A 15,420-nucleotide genomic window follows, 5' to 3' on the forward strand; every position below is an offset into this window, starting at 1 on the left:
CAATTTTGATCATAAAAAAAGCCTGATTATCTATCAGGCTTTTTCACATCTCTTTACCGCTTTAGTTGACGCGAACCCAAGTTTGGTTACGTCCTAATACAGCTACACCCAAATAACCACGAAGCTCAAGCTTTTTGCCGCCAGAAGTTAATTCACCTTTCAAGCTATAGGTTTTGCCATTTTTGGGGTCTAAAATCGTACCTTCATCATATTTCGTACCACCAGCATTTTTTAGACCACGAACAATGGTGAGGCCTTTTAGTGATTTGTTGTGATATGGACCTTCACATTTACTGCAGGCATTTTCTTCGCCCGGCGTTAAAATGCTTTGAATACTGGCAGTCAAAACACCATTTTTTTGCTCAGTAAATTTCACAACCGCACGCGGTTGTTTGGTTTTATCATCAATTGTTTTCCAAACTGTACCATTTAACGGATCAGCCGCATTGGCAAGTACGGTGAATCCGAGCAATCCTAATGCAAGTGCAATCTTTTTCATTTTTGTTGATTTCCCTAGTCTGTTCTGTAGACGCCTTTCAGTATTGTAAAGCCACAACAAATTTGCAATTCTTGAATGTGACTGTTTAGTGTACCCTTGTAATTATTGGGGGTAAATAGATCACTATTTAGGCATAATTTATAACAAAATGGAACAACCATGAAGATTTCAGCACCGTGGAAACAATTCATTACAGAAAGCCTTTTAAAAACGACCATCCGTACGCCTAGCCAATATAATCTTCCCCCGAATATGCTGCGACAGGGCTTAGAACAACTCTGTAAACTTTTTCCGACTCAGGCAGATGTCCAAGTTCGCCCCTTACGTTTAGGGCAATTTCATGCTGAAGAGCTCAAACCGCAAAAGGAATCAACCCAGCTCATTTTTCATATTCATGGTGGCGTTTTTTTTCTGGGCTCACTTAAAACGCATCGTGCATTTTTAAGCCAGATTGCAGCACGAACACAAATGCAAGTTTTGCATGTCGATTATCCACTCTCACCAGAACACCCTTTCCCAGAAGCAATTGATGCTTTATTTGAGATGTATTTAAATTTGCTGGATCAAGGTGTTCTAGCCAAAGATATTATTTTATCGGGTGATTCTTGCGGAGCAAACCTTGCAGTTGCTTTGGCCATTAAAATCCGCCAAGCACAACTCGAACAAGTCAGCGGCTTAATTTTACTTTCGCCATTTTTAGATTTGACCCTGACCAGTGAATCGCTGCGCTTTAACCAAAAACATGATGCTTTGCTCTCTATAGAAGCCTTAGAAGCAGGCATTGATTACTATTTACCTGCGGGCATTGATCGTGGTGATCCACGCGTCTCGCCTTTATTCGATGATTTGACGGGTTTACCGCCTACACTGATTCAGGTCGGCTCTAAAGAAATTTTAATGGATGATGGACAACGCTTTCAGCAACAAGCCGAGGCTGCAGGCGTTCAAGTTGAATTTAAAATTTATACGGGGATGTGGCACAATTTCCAAATGTTCAGCGCTTGGTTTGCAGAAGCACAGCAAGCTTTAGCCGATTTAGCCGCATTCGCGCACCGCCTAGATAAAAATTAAATTGCCATAAAAAAGGTCAGCACATGCTGACCTTTTCGTTTCTAAATCTTCAAGCTTAGATGAGTTTAACCTGTGCCAAAGCGGCTTCAATGGCTTTATTTTTCAGTTCTTCACCCATGTTGACACCTTCAGCACGCACGACATCTACCTGCTCGACACCTGTAAAGTTAAACACAGTTTTCAAAAAGCCTTCTTGGAAATCTGCAGGACTATTGTCGCCATAGACACCGCCACGACTGCTAGCAATATAGACCTGTTTATTGCCAGCCAAACCTACAGGGCCATTTTCAGTGTATTTAAAGGTTTTACCTGCAACGCTAATACGATCAATCCATGCTTTTAAGGTTGAAGCCAAACCAAAGTTGTACATGGCTGCACCGACAACGACCACATCTGCGGCTAAATACTGCTGGATAATCTGTTCACCCAATGCTGCTTGCTCAGCATTCTGACCCATTAAAATTTCCGCTGTTAAATGCGGAATCGGTTGTGCGGCCAAATCCAAATACTCAACCTGCAAATTGTCGTGCTTCGCTTGTAATTGCTCAACAATCGCTTGGCTTAATTGGCGAGAAACCGATGCTGTACCTAAAATGCTTGAGTCGATATGTAAAACTTTCATGATGCCACCCTAATTTTTGCTCTCTTGGAATAGGGCTAAGTTTAGGCTATCTATAAAAATAGAATAATTATCTCAGTTAATACACTATGTTCTATTTTTAGAACAAATTTAACTCACAGAAAAAGGAAATGTAAAGCAATCGATAGATTGTTTAAAATTTATGCTATGGTTAGCAAAAACAATTCTCGCTTTAAAACAACAAAGGAACTGTTGATGTCGAGGGAATAAAAATCAATGACGACAAAATCATCTTCCCCATCTACTGCATCGCCTAAACATAGACTCAAGAAAATTTTGCTTGAATATGGGATGATCATGAATTGGAATACCTTGAATAAATGTATTCTGATGTTAATTTTAGGCTGTGTGACCCACCTGATTTGGATGCTCTGGAAAATCTTTATTTTGTTGAACCCTAACCTATGGAGCATGACCAATTTAGTCCTAATTAAACAGCAGATCATATTAAATCTGGTGTTTATTGCAGTGCTCAGTGGCCTGATTTATCCTTGCGTTTACTGGCAACACAAAGCTTGGGTCAAGCGCTTTGTTCCCTATATTGCAGTGTGGTGTTTTATTACCTCTTTATGCCGAGATGCCTATTTGATTGGTACACTCAGCCCTGCAACCTTAAGCTCCTTTGTCAGTTTACTCACAGTAGGTTTGGTATTGTTACCGCGCTCAATTGTCTATAGCGCATTAATCCCTTCAACCTTATATTTATTTGTCTGTAGTTATTTGAGTTTACATGGCATCTTGCCTTATGCCCCTATTTTTAATTTACCCAATGATGCCTATGCCAATTCATTTTGGGTTGGGAGCATGCTGTATTTCATTACCCCTGTGGTCATGATCTGTCTGATCTTATTTGAAATTTTACTTAGCCAATGGCGCAATCGCGAACAGCTCATCCAACAACTCAGCAAAATTGATCCGCTGACCAATACTTATAATCGACGCAGTCTGAATCAATATTTAGAGCAGATACAGCGTAAGAAAAATCAAAATTACGCCTTGGTCTTGCTTGATCTGGACCATTTTAAGTCTATTAATGATTGCCATGGGCACCATAAAGGCGATGAAGCATTGATTCTGGTCGGACAACTGCTCAAACAGCATTTACGAGAGAGTGATGTCGTGGGACGATTTGGGGGAGAAGAATTTTTATTGCTGCTGTATCACACCACATTCGAACAGGCGTATCACACTGCAGAACGTTGTCGCGCCGCAATTGAACATTTAGAATTGTGGGATGATGATGGCAGCCGTATTGCACTGACTGCCAGTTTTGGAATTTCAACCGCACAATCCCCTTTAACGCCCTTTCAGTTACTGACCCAAGCCGACAAAGCCCTGTACTCAGCCAAGGCATCTGGACGTAATCAGGTGCATATTTTCCAAGCGCAAACGGAAAATGCGATGCCTATCAGCTAGCTTTCTTTGTTTTCACTTACTCAGCTTCGGTTTGATAGGCTTCCAAATAATTGACCCAACGCCCTTCCAACATGGCTGCTTCAACCCAAGCTTGTACCGCAGGATGTTGTAACATATTTTGCATATAACGCTGACTCGATGCAGACACGGGCAAAGCATAAGTTTTAAATCGCATCACCACAGGCGCATAAAATGCATCGGCGATACTGAATGCTCCACATAAGAAAGCATCGAGATCGGGACGCTCTGCCCAAATTTGCTCAATGCGTGCTACATCCTGTCTCAACTCGCTATCTTCAGCCCAAAGCCGTTGACCCACGTCTGCCAATTGTGCCCGAATATTCATGCCACACAAGGTTCTTAATTGGGTAAAGCCACTGTGCATTTCTGCACTGATACTTCTGGCTCTGGCACGTTGTGCTTTATCCTTGGGCCAAAGAGCATACTCAGGAGATTGTTCTGCTAGATATTCACAAATGGCCAAAGAATCCCAAATTTTTAACTCTTGATCATACAAAATCGGGACTTTGGCATTGGCTGAAATGGCCAATAACTTTTGCTTAAATGCTCCAATCGAGCGTTCCCGATCAAAATAAATCATGTGTTCTTGAAAGGGAATTTCAAAGGCTTTTAACACCAACCAAGGACGCATCGACCAGCTGGAATAATTTTTATTGGCAATATAAAGTTCTAACATGATTAAGGTCCTAGATCTTGTTGGAATTGTTTTAATTGTTGCAATAGCTCAGCTTCGCTAAATGCCCCTGTTAAACGGAGCCCACGAACTTCCTGTTGTTGAGCATTTAAAAATAAATAGGTTGGCGGACCTAAAATATCCCATTGATTCAATAATTGTTGATGACTGGCATCATAATGACTTAAATCCAGCTTAATTAGCGTGTATGGACTGAGTGCTTGCTGGACTTGGGCTGACTTTAAAATGCGATGCTCAATCGGCTGACATGCCACGCACCAGTCTGCATAAACATCAATCACAATGGCCCGATCTTTTGGGGCTTGTGTCAGAATTTTCTGGAACTCTGCGGCGGTTTGTGCCACATGCCACTGCATCTGTTGCTGCCCCTGTTTCACAAAGAAACGCTGACTTTGCTGATACTGGCTATATAGCATATAAGGCACAGCCAAAAGTAAAATCACGAGATACAACGGACGTAAGGGCGATTGTTGCCATAGCGCACGATACAGCACATAACCTACAAAACTAAGACTCAGCAGCAGACTTAAACCCTGCATCCATCCTTCTGATAACAATGGGCGAATAAAATAAAGTGCTAAGGCCAACATTAGAAAAGCAAATAGCATTTTAATCTGGTTCATCCACAAGCCCGCTTTCGGCAAGGCTTTTGCACCAAGAATACTGGCCAACAACAAAGGTAAGCCCATACCAAAACCCAGCGTGAACAACAGTAAAGCACCTTGCCACTGATTCTGAGTTTGAGAAATAAATAATAAAGCACCTGCCAGTGGCGCTGTCATACAAGGACCGACCAGCAAAGCTGAAATCATACCCATAACAGCCGCACCAATCAGACTACCGCCTTTTTGCATCGACTGCCAATGGTCTAGACGATGCACCATTGCTTGGGGTAAACGTAATTCAAACAGTCCAAATAAATTGAGCGCAAACACCACAAACAATAAGCTAAATGCTATTAAGGTTGAGGGCTGTTGTAACCAACGCTGAAAGTTCAAACCTGCCGAAGAGGCGACTAAGCCCAACACGGCATAGACCATGGCCATACTGCACACAAACACCAAAGCAATCATCCATGCTTTAACTCCGCGCCGATCACGTACAATCAATGAGCTAAGAATCGGGATCATGGGTAAAGAACAAGGGGTAAATGCCAACAAAATACCCAAGCCTAAAAACAGCAATAAGCCATAAATGGGGGAGCGCTGTGCCAATTGTGTAGACCAATGTTGATCCTGCGCCGTTTGTGATGCAGATGTTGCGTTAGCCTGGTCTAAAACATCTGTATTTTCTGCGGCAGCACCATTATTATTCGCGGTTAAATCTAACAACCGCTTCGGTGCAGTAAATTGATTTTGCAAAGCCACTAAACCATCTGCATCGGTTTTAAATTCAATGGTTTGTGGTGGATAACAAATACGGTCTTTGGCACAACCTTGCCAAGTCACTTGATACGTTTGTGAAGCCTGCGTTGGCACATTAAATTGTACCTGCTGATAATAAACTTGAGTTTGACCATAGTTGTCATCATGCAGGTTCTCTGCCTTTGGCAGTTTTAAGGGCAAAATATGTTGCCCTTGCCGCACCTCAAATTTGTGCTGATACAAATAATAATGTTCGGGAATATCCCAATGTAACTGCACTTCTTGTGCAGAAACCGATTCGACTTGAACAGGAAAAGCCTCTTCGGCAGATAATAAGGCTTGCTGCGCATGCAGGAAGGTTGAACAGAATGCCAACAAAACAGTACACAGCCAGAGCACACTGCGCCCATAAGATTTTGAAAGCAGCAGAGACTTTTCCATAAACAAGACTGACACCCTTAGAATAAGTACGAAACGCCTAAACCTGATTGATAACTTTTATCTGCACCACTGAGTACCACACCAACACTGGCATCCAACTGGGTACGGTCATTTAATGCATAAATGACCCCCGAGCCCAGTGAGTACTCATAATCTTGGCTTTCCGCCTTACGGTATACAAATTCAGAAAAACCAGACCATTTATCAGACAGCTTATAGCCAATGGTGGGGATTGCCGTCACAGCCCAATCGCCATTTTGGACTTCATAGCGCATGGTAATGGACGTGTCGACTAAGTCATTTTGCTTATAAGAAACGGCTGTCGCCAAGGCATAAATATCATCATGCGCGGTAAAGCCATCATTACCAGTTGCTAACACTGCTTCCAAAAGCACAGCCATAGCCAAGTTGTCATCATTCAGATCAATTGCACTTTTTAAACCAATGCTGACATCACCTAAACCATCTTCATCAACCGTTTTACCCGCTTGCTTAACCTGACTCCATGAAGGACCTTGCCAACCCAGTTGTAATTCTAAGTTATGTGCGATCCCCGTACGAAGTAGCATGTCGGCATTCAGCGTGGTTGTTTTTTGCTGCACACCATTGACCGTACTTTCTTCATAGTTCGCGCTCGGTAAACCTTGTTCCCAAGCCAGTTGTCCAACAGGAGTAATACCTGTTCCAATGCCTGAACCTGGACGTTCAAATGAAAATTCCGTGGCAAAAACTGGCGATGCCATAGCAAGCGTCAGTGCTAAGACACCATATTGTTGTAAATTTTTCATAATTTGCCTCGGTGATTAAGTCAATTCTTTCGACATTTTTGCACCCTGACTACGCAATAGCTCTAAGGTTTGACGTTCTTCAGGCAAAGCTTCACCCCAATTAATTTCATCAAAGTCGCAATCAAAAAATAAATCACTAATTGAAGATAAAATCGTCTGACCTTGCTCATCACGGGTATTTGGGTCAACCTTAATTGCCAACAACCGTTGCACAGCAGGTACACACGCTGAACTTGCTGCATCCCAAAGTGGACCATACAACTCTTCGCTGTCCCATAAATGAAAATTGGCTTTGGCTTGAATTAAGGCTTCCAAAATATCTAAATGAACAGCTAATTCTTGCTGTTTTTGTTCTTCGCTGAGCCCTTGACCTGCTTCATAGGCTTCGCTGACATGTTCCCACCATTGAAATAAACCATCTGACCACACTGAAACTGCAGGTCCTTTTTCAGCATCAATAAAGTTTGGATCTAAACCACCAGCCAAAAGATGTTGTACTTGTGGCAGGTCTAATTCTTCTATCGCCTGCACAAAGACTTGTTGTTGTGCTGTTAACATGGAACATACTCTTTCATCAGTTTTAGAATATTATGCCGAATTCTCGGTGTTTTGTTTTATGTAAATGTATATCTAAAGTTTTTAATTCATATAAAAAAAGCCCCGCAGGGCTTTTTTTCCATGATTGGCTCAATCAGAGCACTTCATCTTCTTCATCATCAATCACATCTTTGTCTCCATCAGCATATTCTAATGGCCCACCTCGGGGATTTTCTCTTTTTTCAAACACATGCTCAAGACTGCGTTTCAAACGATCCATAGCGCCATGAAAGGCGGTATCCACGTTATGAGCTTTATGATTCACAACCACAGGTTTTAATCCTGCTGGACGTGCTTCAATCATACATTTAATGTCATCATCGCCGCCTTTTACGCCATTTTCATCACTTAAATGCACTGAAAAATGGGTAATACGTTCACTATGACGTTGAAATTCTTGATTCAGTTCTGCACGCACATAACTAATTAAACGATCATTATTTTGAATGTTTTTATCTGTACGGATTTCAATGTTCATAATCTCATCCTCTTTATTTATCTGAATCTTTTTTGTGCAAAACTTTTCTATCTTGGCACGCTTGTAGCTTGCTGTTTACACAGCATTCGAACATCTTTAATCAATTTTGGAACCAACCTCCTCATTGAAATGATGAACACTTTTGAGTCTGCAGAATCGTGTCCTTGTCCTTTGAATATCGGGCTTAACTCAAAAATATGCAAGTGCTATTTTAAAAAAATTATCAAAAGGATAACCAATTGTGACAACTCCTTACTTGCGTGGTCAAGAACTCATCAACTCGATACGTAGCACCCCTTATTCCCGTGATTTAATTGGCTATCATGGTCAAATTCCTGATGCTGAATGGCCAAATCAGGCCCGTATTGCAGTGCAGTTCGTACTGAATTATGAAGAAGGTGGAGAAAACCACATTGAGCATGGAGATGCAGGTTCGGAACAGTTTTTATCCGAAATTTTTGGCGCTGCCAGCTTCCCCGATAAACATATGTCGATGGACTCGATGTATGAATATGGTTCTCGGGCAGGGTTCTGGCGTATTCATGAAGAATTCCAGCGTCGTCAGCTTCCCATGAGCATTTTTGGTGTGGGCATGGCATTCATTCGCAATCCTTATATCGTCGAAGCCATTCAAGCGGCGCAGTACGATGTGGTCTCGCATGGGCAACGCTGGTTACATTATCAACATATGGATGCGGCCACTGAACGTCAGCACATGGATCAAGCCATCAGTGTTTTAGAAGCCTTATTTGGCTACGCTCCTCTCGGTTGGTATACCGGGCGAGATAGTCCTAAAACACGACAATTACTGGCTGAGTTTCCACAAATTCAGTACGACAGTGATTACTATGGTGATGATTTACCTTTCTGGACCACATTGACCAATACTGCAGGTGAACGTCGCCCGCACCTTATTATTCCGTATACGCTGGATAGCAATGATATGAAATTCAGTGCTGCCAATGGATTTAGTACCAGTGAGCAATTTTTCCAGTATTTAAAAGATTCTTTTGATGTTTTATATGCTGAAGGGGAACATCGCCCTAAAATGCTCTCGATTGGTATGCATTGTCGCTTGCTTGGTCGTCCGGGGCGCTTTAAAGCCTTACAAAAATTTTTAGATTATATTCAATCACATGAACAAGTCTGGATCTGCCGTCGTGGCGACATTGCACAACATTGGTATCAACAACATCCACCGACGACATAAATACAGCAAGCCTATTGGTAATGTTGAACATGCCCTACACCAAAGCATATGAACTGAGCATAAATTCATTGGGGTATAGGGCATTTACGTCAACTACTCTGTATTCATCAGTTTTATGGCGTAATCGTGCCTTAAAGATTGTTCATCTCAATAAACAATAGAATACGGCCCGACCTCCCTTCTTATATATGCTCTGACTCGACTCAAAGCTCCCCATAATTGACCACTCGGTTAATTATTTATCACAAAATCGGTTCAAATATTTGTTGCATATCATTTTTATATTGATGAATAAATAGCCAGTAAATTTAAATCATATTTTCACTGCCTAAAAAAACCAATAAAACATAAACCACTTGGTAAAATGATCAATGTTTTCAATAACATTAACTATCTTTTTACAAGCTATTTTTCAATGGCTAATTTTTTAAATTATTGGTCAAATTTGGCTTTATTTTTGCTAAAGAATCTGTATCCTTTATACGCTTTCTCGGGGGAGATATTTTTAATGAAACTGACTCAAATTGCGGCGACATGTGCATTGGCTACTGCAGCAACTTTTACTCAAGCTGCGCCAATCTGGCAAGATTTTAGTATCACAGGTTTATATGGTGAAGATTATCAACTGATTGCACGTGAAGATGAGCAAACAACGGTAACTTTTGAATACGCCGCAAAATTGCAATACGGTGATTTTTTCGCTTTTGCTGACCGCACCAACAATGATGTTGATGGTAATCAAACCTATTTTGAAGCTTCTCCGCGTTTGAGCCTTGGTGCAGTCTCTGGTCAAAAACTTGAGTTAGGCCCAATTAAAGATGTATTGGTTGCAACGACTTGGGAAGGTGGCACAGGTGGAGCAGATGGTAAAGGCTTCAATAACTACTTATATGGTATTGGTGTAGATTTAGCGATTCCATATTTCCAATATGCACAAGTTAACCTTTACAAAGCCGACAATGATTTGCAAAAAGATGACTACCAAATGACTTTGGTTTACGGTGTGCCATTTAAAGTGGGTTCAGAAGACTTCTTGGTTGATGGCTTCTTAGACTGGTCAACTGCTGAAAAAGGTGATCACGCGAGTGAAATGAACTGGACCACGCAGTGGAAATGGAATGTGGGTAAACACATTTCTCCAAACACACGTTTATACCTCGGTACTGAATGGTCAGTATGGAACAACAAATACGGTATTTCGGGTAAAGACGAAAATAACGTCAGTGCTTTAATTAAATACCATTTCTAAGGGTTTAATAGGCGTTAAAAAAGCAAGACATCGGTCTTGCTTTTTTATGGCTAAATGAAAAGTTCCATCGTTTAAATTAAGCGTTTTGGACGTAAATTCTCTGCAATGAGACTGATCACCGCATGATTTTGTTGCATGGCATTTCGATAAAAGCTTTTTAATTGAGTCAACAATAAGGTCAATTCAGCTTGATCCAATTGAGCGGTATTATTCCCCAATAACTGAGCAACATCGGAAGTAGGACGGTGTTGCAGACAATATTTTTGCAAATCTTCTGTGCTGATTTGTTCGAGTGCCTGCGTTAATTCCATGACATGAACCGCAGGGTTATAACGTGCAACAGGTTTTAATTTTGGATGTTCTGAAATTGGATATTCCGCATAAATTAAATCATGCAAACTCAAACTTGCTGAACTATGTTGGCTCAAGATCTGATCCAACACCGGCCACAGTTTCCCCAAATCGATTTGTTGCTGTAAGTTTGGTGCATGTTCTATATCCTTCATGCTGTAGGCATCAAGCATCAAATTTTCTAAATCATTCGGGGCAATGCTAAAAAGAAACGCGTCCATGATGAGCACCTTCTTATATTTATTGAAATTAGCTTAGCTCGATTTGCACGGCAAAACACTCGCTAAAATGTGTCAATTCAACAGTAGTTTGTAACCCAAGAAGCCAACGATTTTATTTCTGGTGGTCTTATTCAATACTCGCTGTGTCGACACAGGCCATGTCGCTACAACCATTTGGAGATTTCAATTCCTACGGTTTGCCGTAGAATAATCCTGACTCTATTCTTCTATTTGAATAACAATGAATATTTTTAAAATTTTAGCACTTGGCTGCACAATCAGTGTCTTTCTATCATTTTCCAGCACTCAGGCTGCGGAATGGAACTATGAACAAGAATTACAACAAGGCTGTGGCAAGCTGAAACAATACGCCCGATTGGGTAAGCAATATTACGACCAAAAACAATATGCCAAAGCCCTAACCCAATTTGAAGATCAGGCGGCTTGGTCTCACTTTTGCCAAATCAATGCCGAAGAGAGTGGTGTTAATGTTACAGATCGTGAGATCGAAATTGCCAACAACAATGTCGGGCTGACCTATGCCAAACTGAGCAAACCCCTTTGGGCACGTGCATGGTTTCTACGTAACCCCGATTCTAAAATGAGCCAGTTTAATTTATCCCAATTACCCAAAATGCAACAATCGACATCATTGGCAGGAACTTATGTGGCAAAAAATGGGTTCGGACAATGGGACACCATCACCGTAAAGAAACTTAAAAATGCTTATCAAATTGAATTTGAAGGTTATTACTTCGGTTTACGCGGTCTGATTTATGGTCCCAATCTCGGCAGCTTTGAGGTAGAAATGCCGTTAAATCAGAAACATGCTGTGTACCATTATGAAGACTGTCAGATTGATTTAACCTTTGCCTCACACCCACAGCAGGGACAGCAAATTGTGGTGGAAGAACAGCAAAATACATCGGGCTGTGGCTTTGGGCACAATGTTTCAGCCAGTGGTACGTATTTGAAGGTAGAAGCTAAATAACCTACATCTTTTTCTTTATAATTTTTTTGAGGGTAATAAAATGGCGAAATTCTTAAATACCAGTGCAACTAATTTTTTTCTAGAAGAATTAATAAAAAATGCCAGAGAACGTTTGATTCTGATTAGTCCCTATTTGAGGCTCAATGATCGTATTAAAGAATTACTCGAAGATAAGAACCGCTTAAAAATTGATATTCGTATTATTTATGGCAAAAGTGATTTGCATCCTGATGAAATTAAATGGATGCAACAACTGGATTATGTTCGAATTAGTTTTTGTAAAAATTTACATGCTAAATGCTATCTCAGTGAAGAGACCTGTATTGTTTCAAGCTTAAACCTTTATGAGTTTAGCCAAGTCAATAATAATGAAATGGGCATTTTAATTTCTAAGGATGAGGATGCCCAAGTCTTTAAAGATGCTTATGAAGAAGCACAAAGAATTATTCGAATTAGCGATGAAGTTCGAATTTCTTTAGATGAAGTAAAATCCGAACAAGCCAAAGCTGAGATGACTCAAGAAGATTCAGATCACTCGACTAAACTTACCTCTTCAAAATTAGCCGCAAAGCATAAAATTAAGACAGGTGAGCTTTTAGAAATTTTTGTCGAGAAAGGGCTACTGCAATTAAATGAAACCGGTAAACATTATTTAACTGAACAAGGTAAAGCTGTCGGTGGAGAATTCAGACCAAGCCAATATGGCGGTTATTTTTTATGGTCGGAAAATATGAGTATTTAATTAGAATTAAAACCTCTTAAACTACCCAAATAGCTTAAGAGGTTATTTTTTAAATCGCCACTAAATCTTTAATGCCTTTTTCAGGCATTTCTGTGCCCCTTCCCTGAGCAATCACTTGACCACGTGCCATCACGGTATAGCCATCTGCCAGTTCTTCAGCAAAGTCATAAAACTGTTCCACCAAGATGATGGCCATATCGCCACCATCGGCCAGCTTACGAATCACCCGACCAATATCTTTAATAATGGACGGCTGAATACCCTCTGTCGGTTCATCCAAAATCAAGACTTTGGGTTCAGAAGCCAGTGCACGGGCAATTGCCAATTGCTGTTGCTGTCCTCCCGATAAATCCCCTCCACGGCGATGCTTCATTTCATGAAGTATAGGAAAAATGTCATACAGATATTCAGGTACTTTTTTGGTTTTGGCACCAGAGAACTTCGCCATGCCAATTAAAATATTTTCTTCTACAGTTAAAGTCGAAAAAATATCACGTCCTTGTGGGACATAAGCTAAACCCGCCCGTACTCGCTGTTCAGGACTCAATTTAGAAATGTCTTTGCCATCCAATACAATCTGTCCCGACTTAATCGGTAAAATCCCCATCAGACATTTCAGCAAGGTGGTTTTACCGACACCATTGCGCCCCAAAACCACCGAACATTCTCCTATGGGTGCCTGAAACGATACATCACGTAAAATGTGGCTGCCGCCATAATATTGGTTTACTGCATTCACTTCTAACATGTGCTGCTCCTTAACGTCCCAAGTATTTTTCAATCACGTCTTCATTGGCTTGGACTTCTGCCAGCGTGCCTTCTGCCAGAATTGCACCCTGCGCCAACACCGTGACTTTTTCACTGATGGTGTCAATAAAGCTCATGTCATGTTCAACCACCACCAAGGTATGCTCTTTTTTTAGTTCCAGACACAGTTCCGCAGTACGCTCAGTTTCTGCATCGGTCATACCCGCCACGGGTTCATCCAGTAAAATCAGTTTCGGACGTTGCATCAATAACATGCCTATTTCTAACCATTGTTTTTGACCATGCGACAACAAACCCGCAGGTTTCTTAACCAATTCTTTTAAACGAATCTGTTCAAGGGTTTGATCCAGTGCCATCTGCACCTCTGCATCTAATTTACTGAAAAAGCTTTTTTTCACTCGCTTATCTTTGGGTGCAGCCAACAATAAATTTTCCAGTACAGTAAAATTTTCAAATACGGTGGGTTTCTGGAATTTACGCCCAATGCCCGCTTCAGCAATTTGTTCGGTACTCATCTTGGCCAAATCATAAGTTTGACCAAAAAAGGCTGAACCTTCTGTAGGACGGGTTTTACCTGTAATCACATCCATCAACGTGGTTTTACCTGCCCCGTTGGGACCAATAATGCAGCGCAATTCGCCTTGTTCGATATACAGCGACAGATCGTTGAGGGCCCGAAAAGAGTCAAACCAGACACTGACTTTTTCCAAATACAGCGCTATCCCGTGGCTAAAATCGGCACCTTGTTCTTTGGGCCGCCCATAACCTTCTGAAGCATGTCCACCGTGGGGCTGAATAATTTCACTCATGCATCATGCTCCTTTTTAAAACGATCAAATAAACCAATCACCCCTTTCGGCAGGAATAAAGTCACCACAACAAATAAACCACCCAGAATCAACAACCACGCTTCTGGATATGCCACGGTAAAGTAAGTCTTCACCGCATTAATTAAACCGGCTCCCAGAATTGGACCAATTAAAGTGCCACGTCCACCCGCTGCGACCCAAACTGCCATTTCAATCGAGTTCACAGGGTTCATTTCACTTGGATTAATAATTCCTGCTTGTGGTACATAGAGTGCCCCTGCAATGCCTGCAATCACGGCAGATAAGACCCATGCCGACAGCTTGTACCATAAGGTTCGGTAACCTAAATATTGCAGGCGGTTCTCGCTGTCACGAATTGCACCCAATACCCGACCATAAGGCTGATGCATTAAATAACGTAAGCCCAGATAACACAGCAGCAATACCAATGCCGTTAAAAAACAGAGCGTCGCCCGCATAGGAGCCGAAGTAATATCCATGCCCAAAATGGTTTTAAACCCCGTGAAACCATTGTTGCCGCCAAAGCCTGTTTCATTACGGAAAAATAGTAATGCAGCAGCAAAAGTCATGGCTTGGGTGATGATGGAGAAATACACACCTTTAATTTTAGAACGGAACGCAAAGAAGCCAAAAATGAATGCGATCAGACCTGGAACCATCACCACCAACACCAAAGCCCACAGGAAATGTTCCGTGCCGACCCAATACCACGGTAATTCGGTCCAACTTAAAAAACGCATGAAGTCCGGAAGCGCTGACCCCGCCGATTCACGCATCAAATACATGCCAAACGCATAACCGCCTAAGGCAAAATACAGTCCATGCCCCAAGCTTAAAATGCCTGCATAGCCCCAGACCAAATCCAAAGCCAATGCCACAAGCGCCAAGCACATAATTTTGCCAATTAACGTGACCCAATAAGCAGAGAGATGCAAAGCTGATTCGGCGGGTAATAGATGCAACCACGGTAGAATCAGCATCACAGCAAAACATGCCGCGATCGCAAAGGCGCTATAAGATTTATCGGCAAATAAAGTTGTTATTTTCAT

Annotated in this window: 17 protein-coding genes; 6 read left to right on the forward strand and 11 right to left on the reverse strand. The window is 41.5% G+C overall.

The window, feature by feature from the left end; translation table 11 throughout:
- Window positions 1-61: 61 nt before the first annotated feature.
- Window positions 62-499 carry a DUF2147 domain-containing protein gene (locus E0H82_RS08405; protein WP_116759144.1) on the reverse strand — a complete coding sequence of 146 codons (438 nt, stop codon included), beginning with the start codon at window positions 497-499 and terminating at the stop codon, window positions 62-64.
- Window positions 500-658: 159 nt separating this feature from the next.
- Between E0H82_RS08405 and E0H82_RS08410 the strand changes: the two genes are divergently transcribed.
- Window positions 659-1,570, forward strand: coding sequence for an alpha/beta hydrolase (locus E0H82_RS08410; protein ID WP_131264217.1), 912 nt, complete (start codon window positions 659-661; stop codon window positions 1,568-1,570).
- 55 nt (window positions 1,571-1,625) lie between these two features.
- Here E0H82_RS08410 and E0H82_RS08415 read toward each other — a convergent pair whose 3' ends face one another.
- Window positions 1,626-2,192, reverse strand: coding sequence for an FMN-dependent NADH-azoreductase (locus E0H82_RS08415; RefSeq protein WP_131264218.1), 567 nt, complete (start codon window positions 2,190-2,192; stop codon window positions 1,626-1,628).
- 315 nt (window positions 2,193-2,507) lie between these two features.
- Here E0H82_RS08415 and E0H82_RS08420 point away from each other — a divergent pair, with 315 nt between their 5' ends.
- Window positions 2,508-3,626 carry a GGDEF domain-containing protein gene (locus E0H82_RS08420; protein ID WP_416224493.1) on the forward strand — a complete coding sequence of 373 codons (1,119 nt, stop codon included), beginning with the start codon at window positions 2,508-2,510 and terminating at the stop codon, window positions 3,624-3,626.
- 16 nt (window positions 3,627-3,642) lie between these two features.
- Here E0H82_RS08420 and E0H82_RS08425 read toward each other — a convergent pair whose 3' ends face one another.
- The 5 genes from E0H82_RS08425 to E0H82_RS08445 all read right to left on the reverse strand — a co-directional run bounded on the left by E0H82_RS08425 (window position 3,643) and on the right by E0H82_RS08445 (window position 8,009).
- On the reverse strand, window positions 3,643-4,323 hold the full coding sequence (locus E0H82_RS08425; RefSeq protein ID WP_131264219.1) for a glutathione S-transferase family protein: 681 nt from the start codon (window positions 4,321-4,323) through the stop codon (window positions 3,643-3,645).
- A 2-nt stretch (window positions 4,324-4,325) separates the two neighbouring features.
- The gene (gene dsbD / locus E0H82_RS08430) at window positions 4,326-6,146 is read right to left on the reverse strand and encodes a protein-disulfide reductase DsbD (protein WP_131264220.1); all 1,821 of its coding nucleotides are present in this window, start codon (window positions 6,144-6,146) and stop codon (window positions 4,326-4,328) included.
- 17 nt (window positions 6,147-6,163) lie between these two features.
- Window positions 6,164-6,934 carry a transporter gene (locus E0H82_RS08435; protein ID WP_131264221.1) on the reverse strand — a complete coding sequence of 257 codons (771 nt, stop codon included), beginning with the start codon at window positions 6,932-6,934 and terminating at the stop codon, window positions 6,164-6,166.
- 15 nt (window positions 6,935-6,949) lie between these two features.
- A complete protein-coding gene (locus tag E0H82_RS08440; RefSeq protein ID WP_131264222.1) occupies window positions 6,950-7,492 on the reverse strand; it encodes an ankyrin repeat domain-containing protein in 543 nt (180 codons plus the stop codon).
- Between the two features lie 133 nt (window positions 7,493-7,625).
- Window positions 7,626-8,009 (reverse strand): HPF/RaiA family ribosome-associated protein, encoded by a 384-nt coding sequence (locus tag E0H82_RS08445; protein WP_131264223.1) that lies wholly within the window; start codon window positions 8,007-8,009, stop codon window positions 7,626-7,628.
- A 241-nt stretch (window positions 8,010-8,250) separates the two neighbouring features.
- Between E0H82_RS08445 and puuE the strand changes: the two genes are divergently transcribed.
- Window positions 8,251-9,219: an allantoinase PuuE gene (gene puuE / locus E0H82_RS08450; RefSeq protein WP_131264224.1), complete on the forward strand. Its 969-nt coding sequence runs from the start codon at window positions 8,251-8,253 to the stop codon at window positions 9,217-9,219.
- Window positions 9,220-9,727: 508 nt separating this feature from the next.
- On the forward strand, window positions 9,728-10,468 hold the full coding sequence (locus E0H82_RS08455; RefSeq protein WP_131264225.1) for an outer membrane protein OmpK: 741 nt from the start codon (window positions 9,728-9,730) through the stop codon (window positions 10,466-10,468).
- Window positions 10,469-10,539: 71 nt separating this feature from the next.
- Here the strand turns inward: E0H82_RS08455 and E0H82_RS08460 are convergent, their stop codons facing one another.
- Complete coding sequence (locus tag E0H82_RS08460) at window positions 10,540-11,040, reverse strand: DUF1877 family protein (protein WP_131264226.1); 501 nt, start codon at window positions 11,038-11,040, stop codon at window positions 10,540-10,542.
- A 247-nt stretch (window positions 11,041-11,287) separates the two neighbouring features.
- Between E0H82_RS08460 and E0H82_RS08465 the strand changes: the two genes are divergently transcribed.
- A complete protein-coding gene (locus E0H82_RS08465) occupies window positions 11,288-12,031 on the forward strand; it encodes a hypothetical protein (protein WP_416224496.1) in 744 nt (247 codons plus the stop codon).
- 40 nt (window positions 12,032-12,071) lie between these two features.
- Entirely contained in the window at window positions 12,072-12,773 is a 702-nt protein-coding gene (locus tag E0H82_RS08470; protein WP_131264228.1) for a phospholipase D family protein, read from the forward strand.
- 49 nt (window positions 12,774-12,822) lie between these two features.
- On the opposite strand, the gene urtE is transcribed toward E0H82_RS08470, so the two are convergent.
- The 3 genes from urtE to urtC are packed head-to-tail and all read right to left on the reverse strand — an operon-like array spanning window position 12,823 to window position 15,420.
- Window positions 12,823-13,521 carry an urea ABC transporter ATP-binding subunit UrtE gene (urtE, locus tag E0H82_RS08475; RefSeq protein ID WP_131264229.1) on the reverse strand — a complete coding sequence of 233 codons (699 nt, stop codon included), beginning with the start codon at window positions 13,519-13,521 and terminating at the stop codon, window positions 12,823-12,825.
- Window positions 13,522-13,531: 10 nt separating this feature from the next.
- Window positions 13,532-14,350 carry an urea ABC transporter ATP-binding protein UrtD gene (gene urtD, locus E0H82_RS08480; protein ID WP_131264230.1) on the reverse strand — a complete coding sequence of 273 codons (819 nt, stop codon included), beginning with the start codon at window positions 14,348-14,350 and terminating at the stop codon, window positions 13,532-13,534.
- Window positions 14,347-15,420 (reverse strand): urea ABC transporter permease subunit UrtC, encoded by a 1,074-nt coding sequence (gene urtC / locus E0H82_RS08485; RefSeq protein WP_131264231.1) that lies wholly within the window; start codon window positions 15,418-15,420, stop codon window positions 14,347-14,349. Before urtC ends, urtD begins: the two co-directional genes overlap by 4 nt.

Source organism: Acinetobacter sp. ANC 4910, from assembly GCF_004331035.1.
In the GTDB taxonomy this organism is placed as follows: Bacteria; Pseudomonadota; Gammaproteobacteria; order Pseudomonadales; family Moraxellaceae; genus Acinetobacter.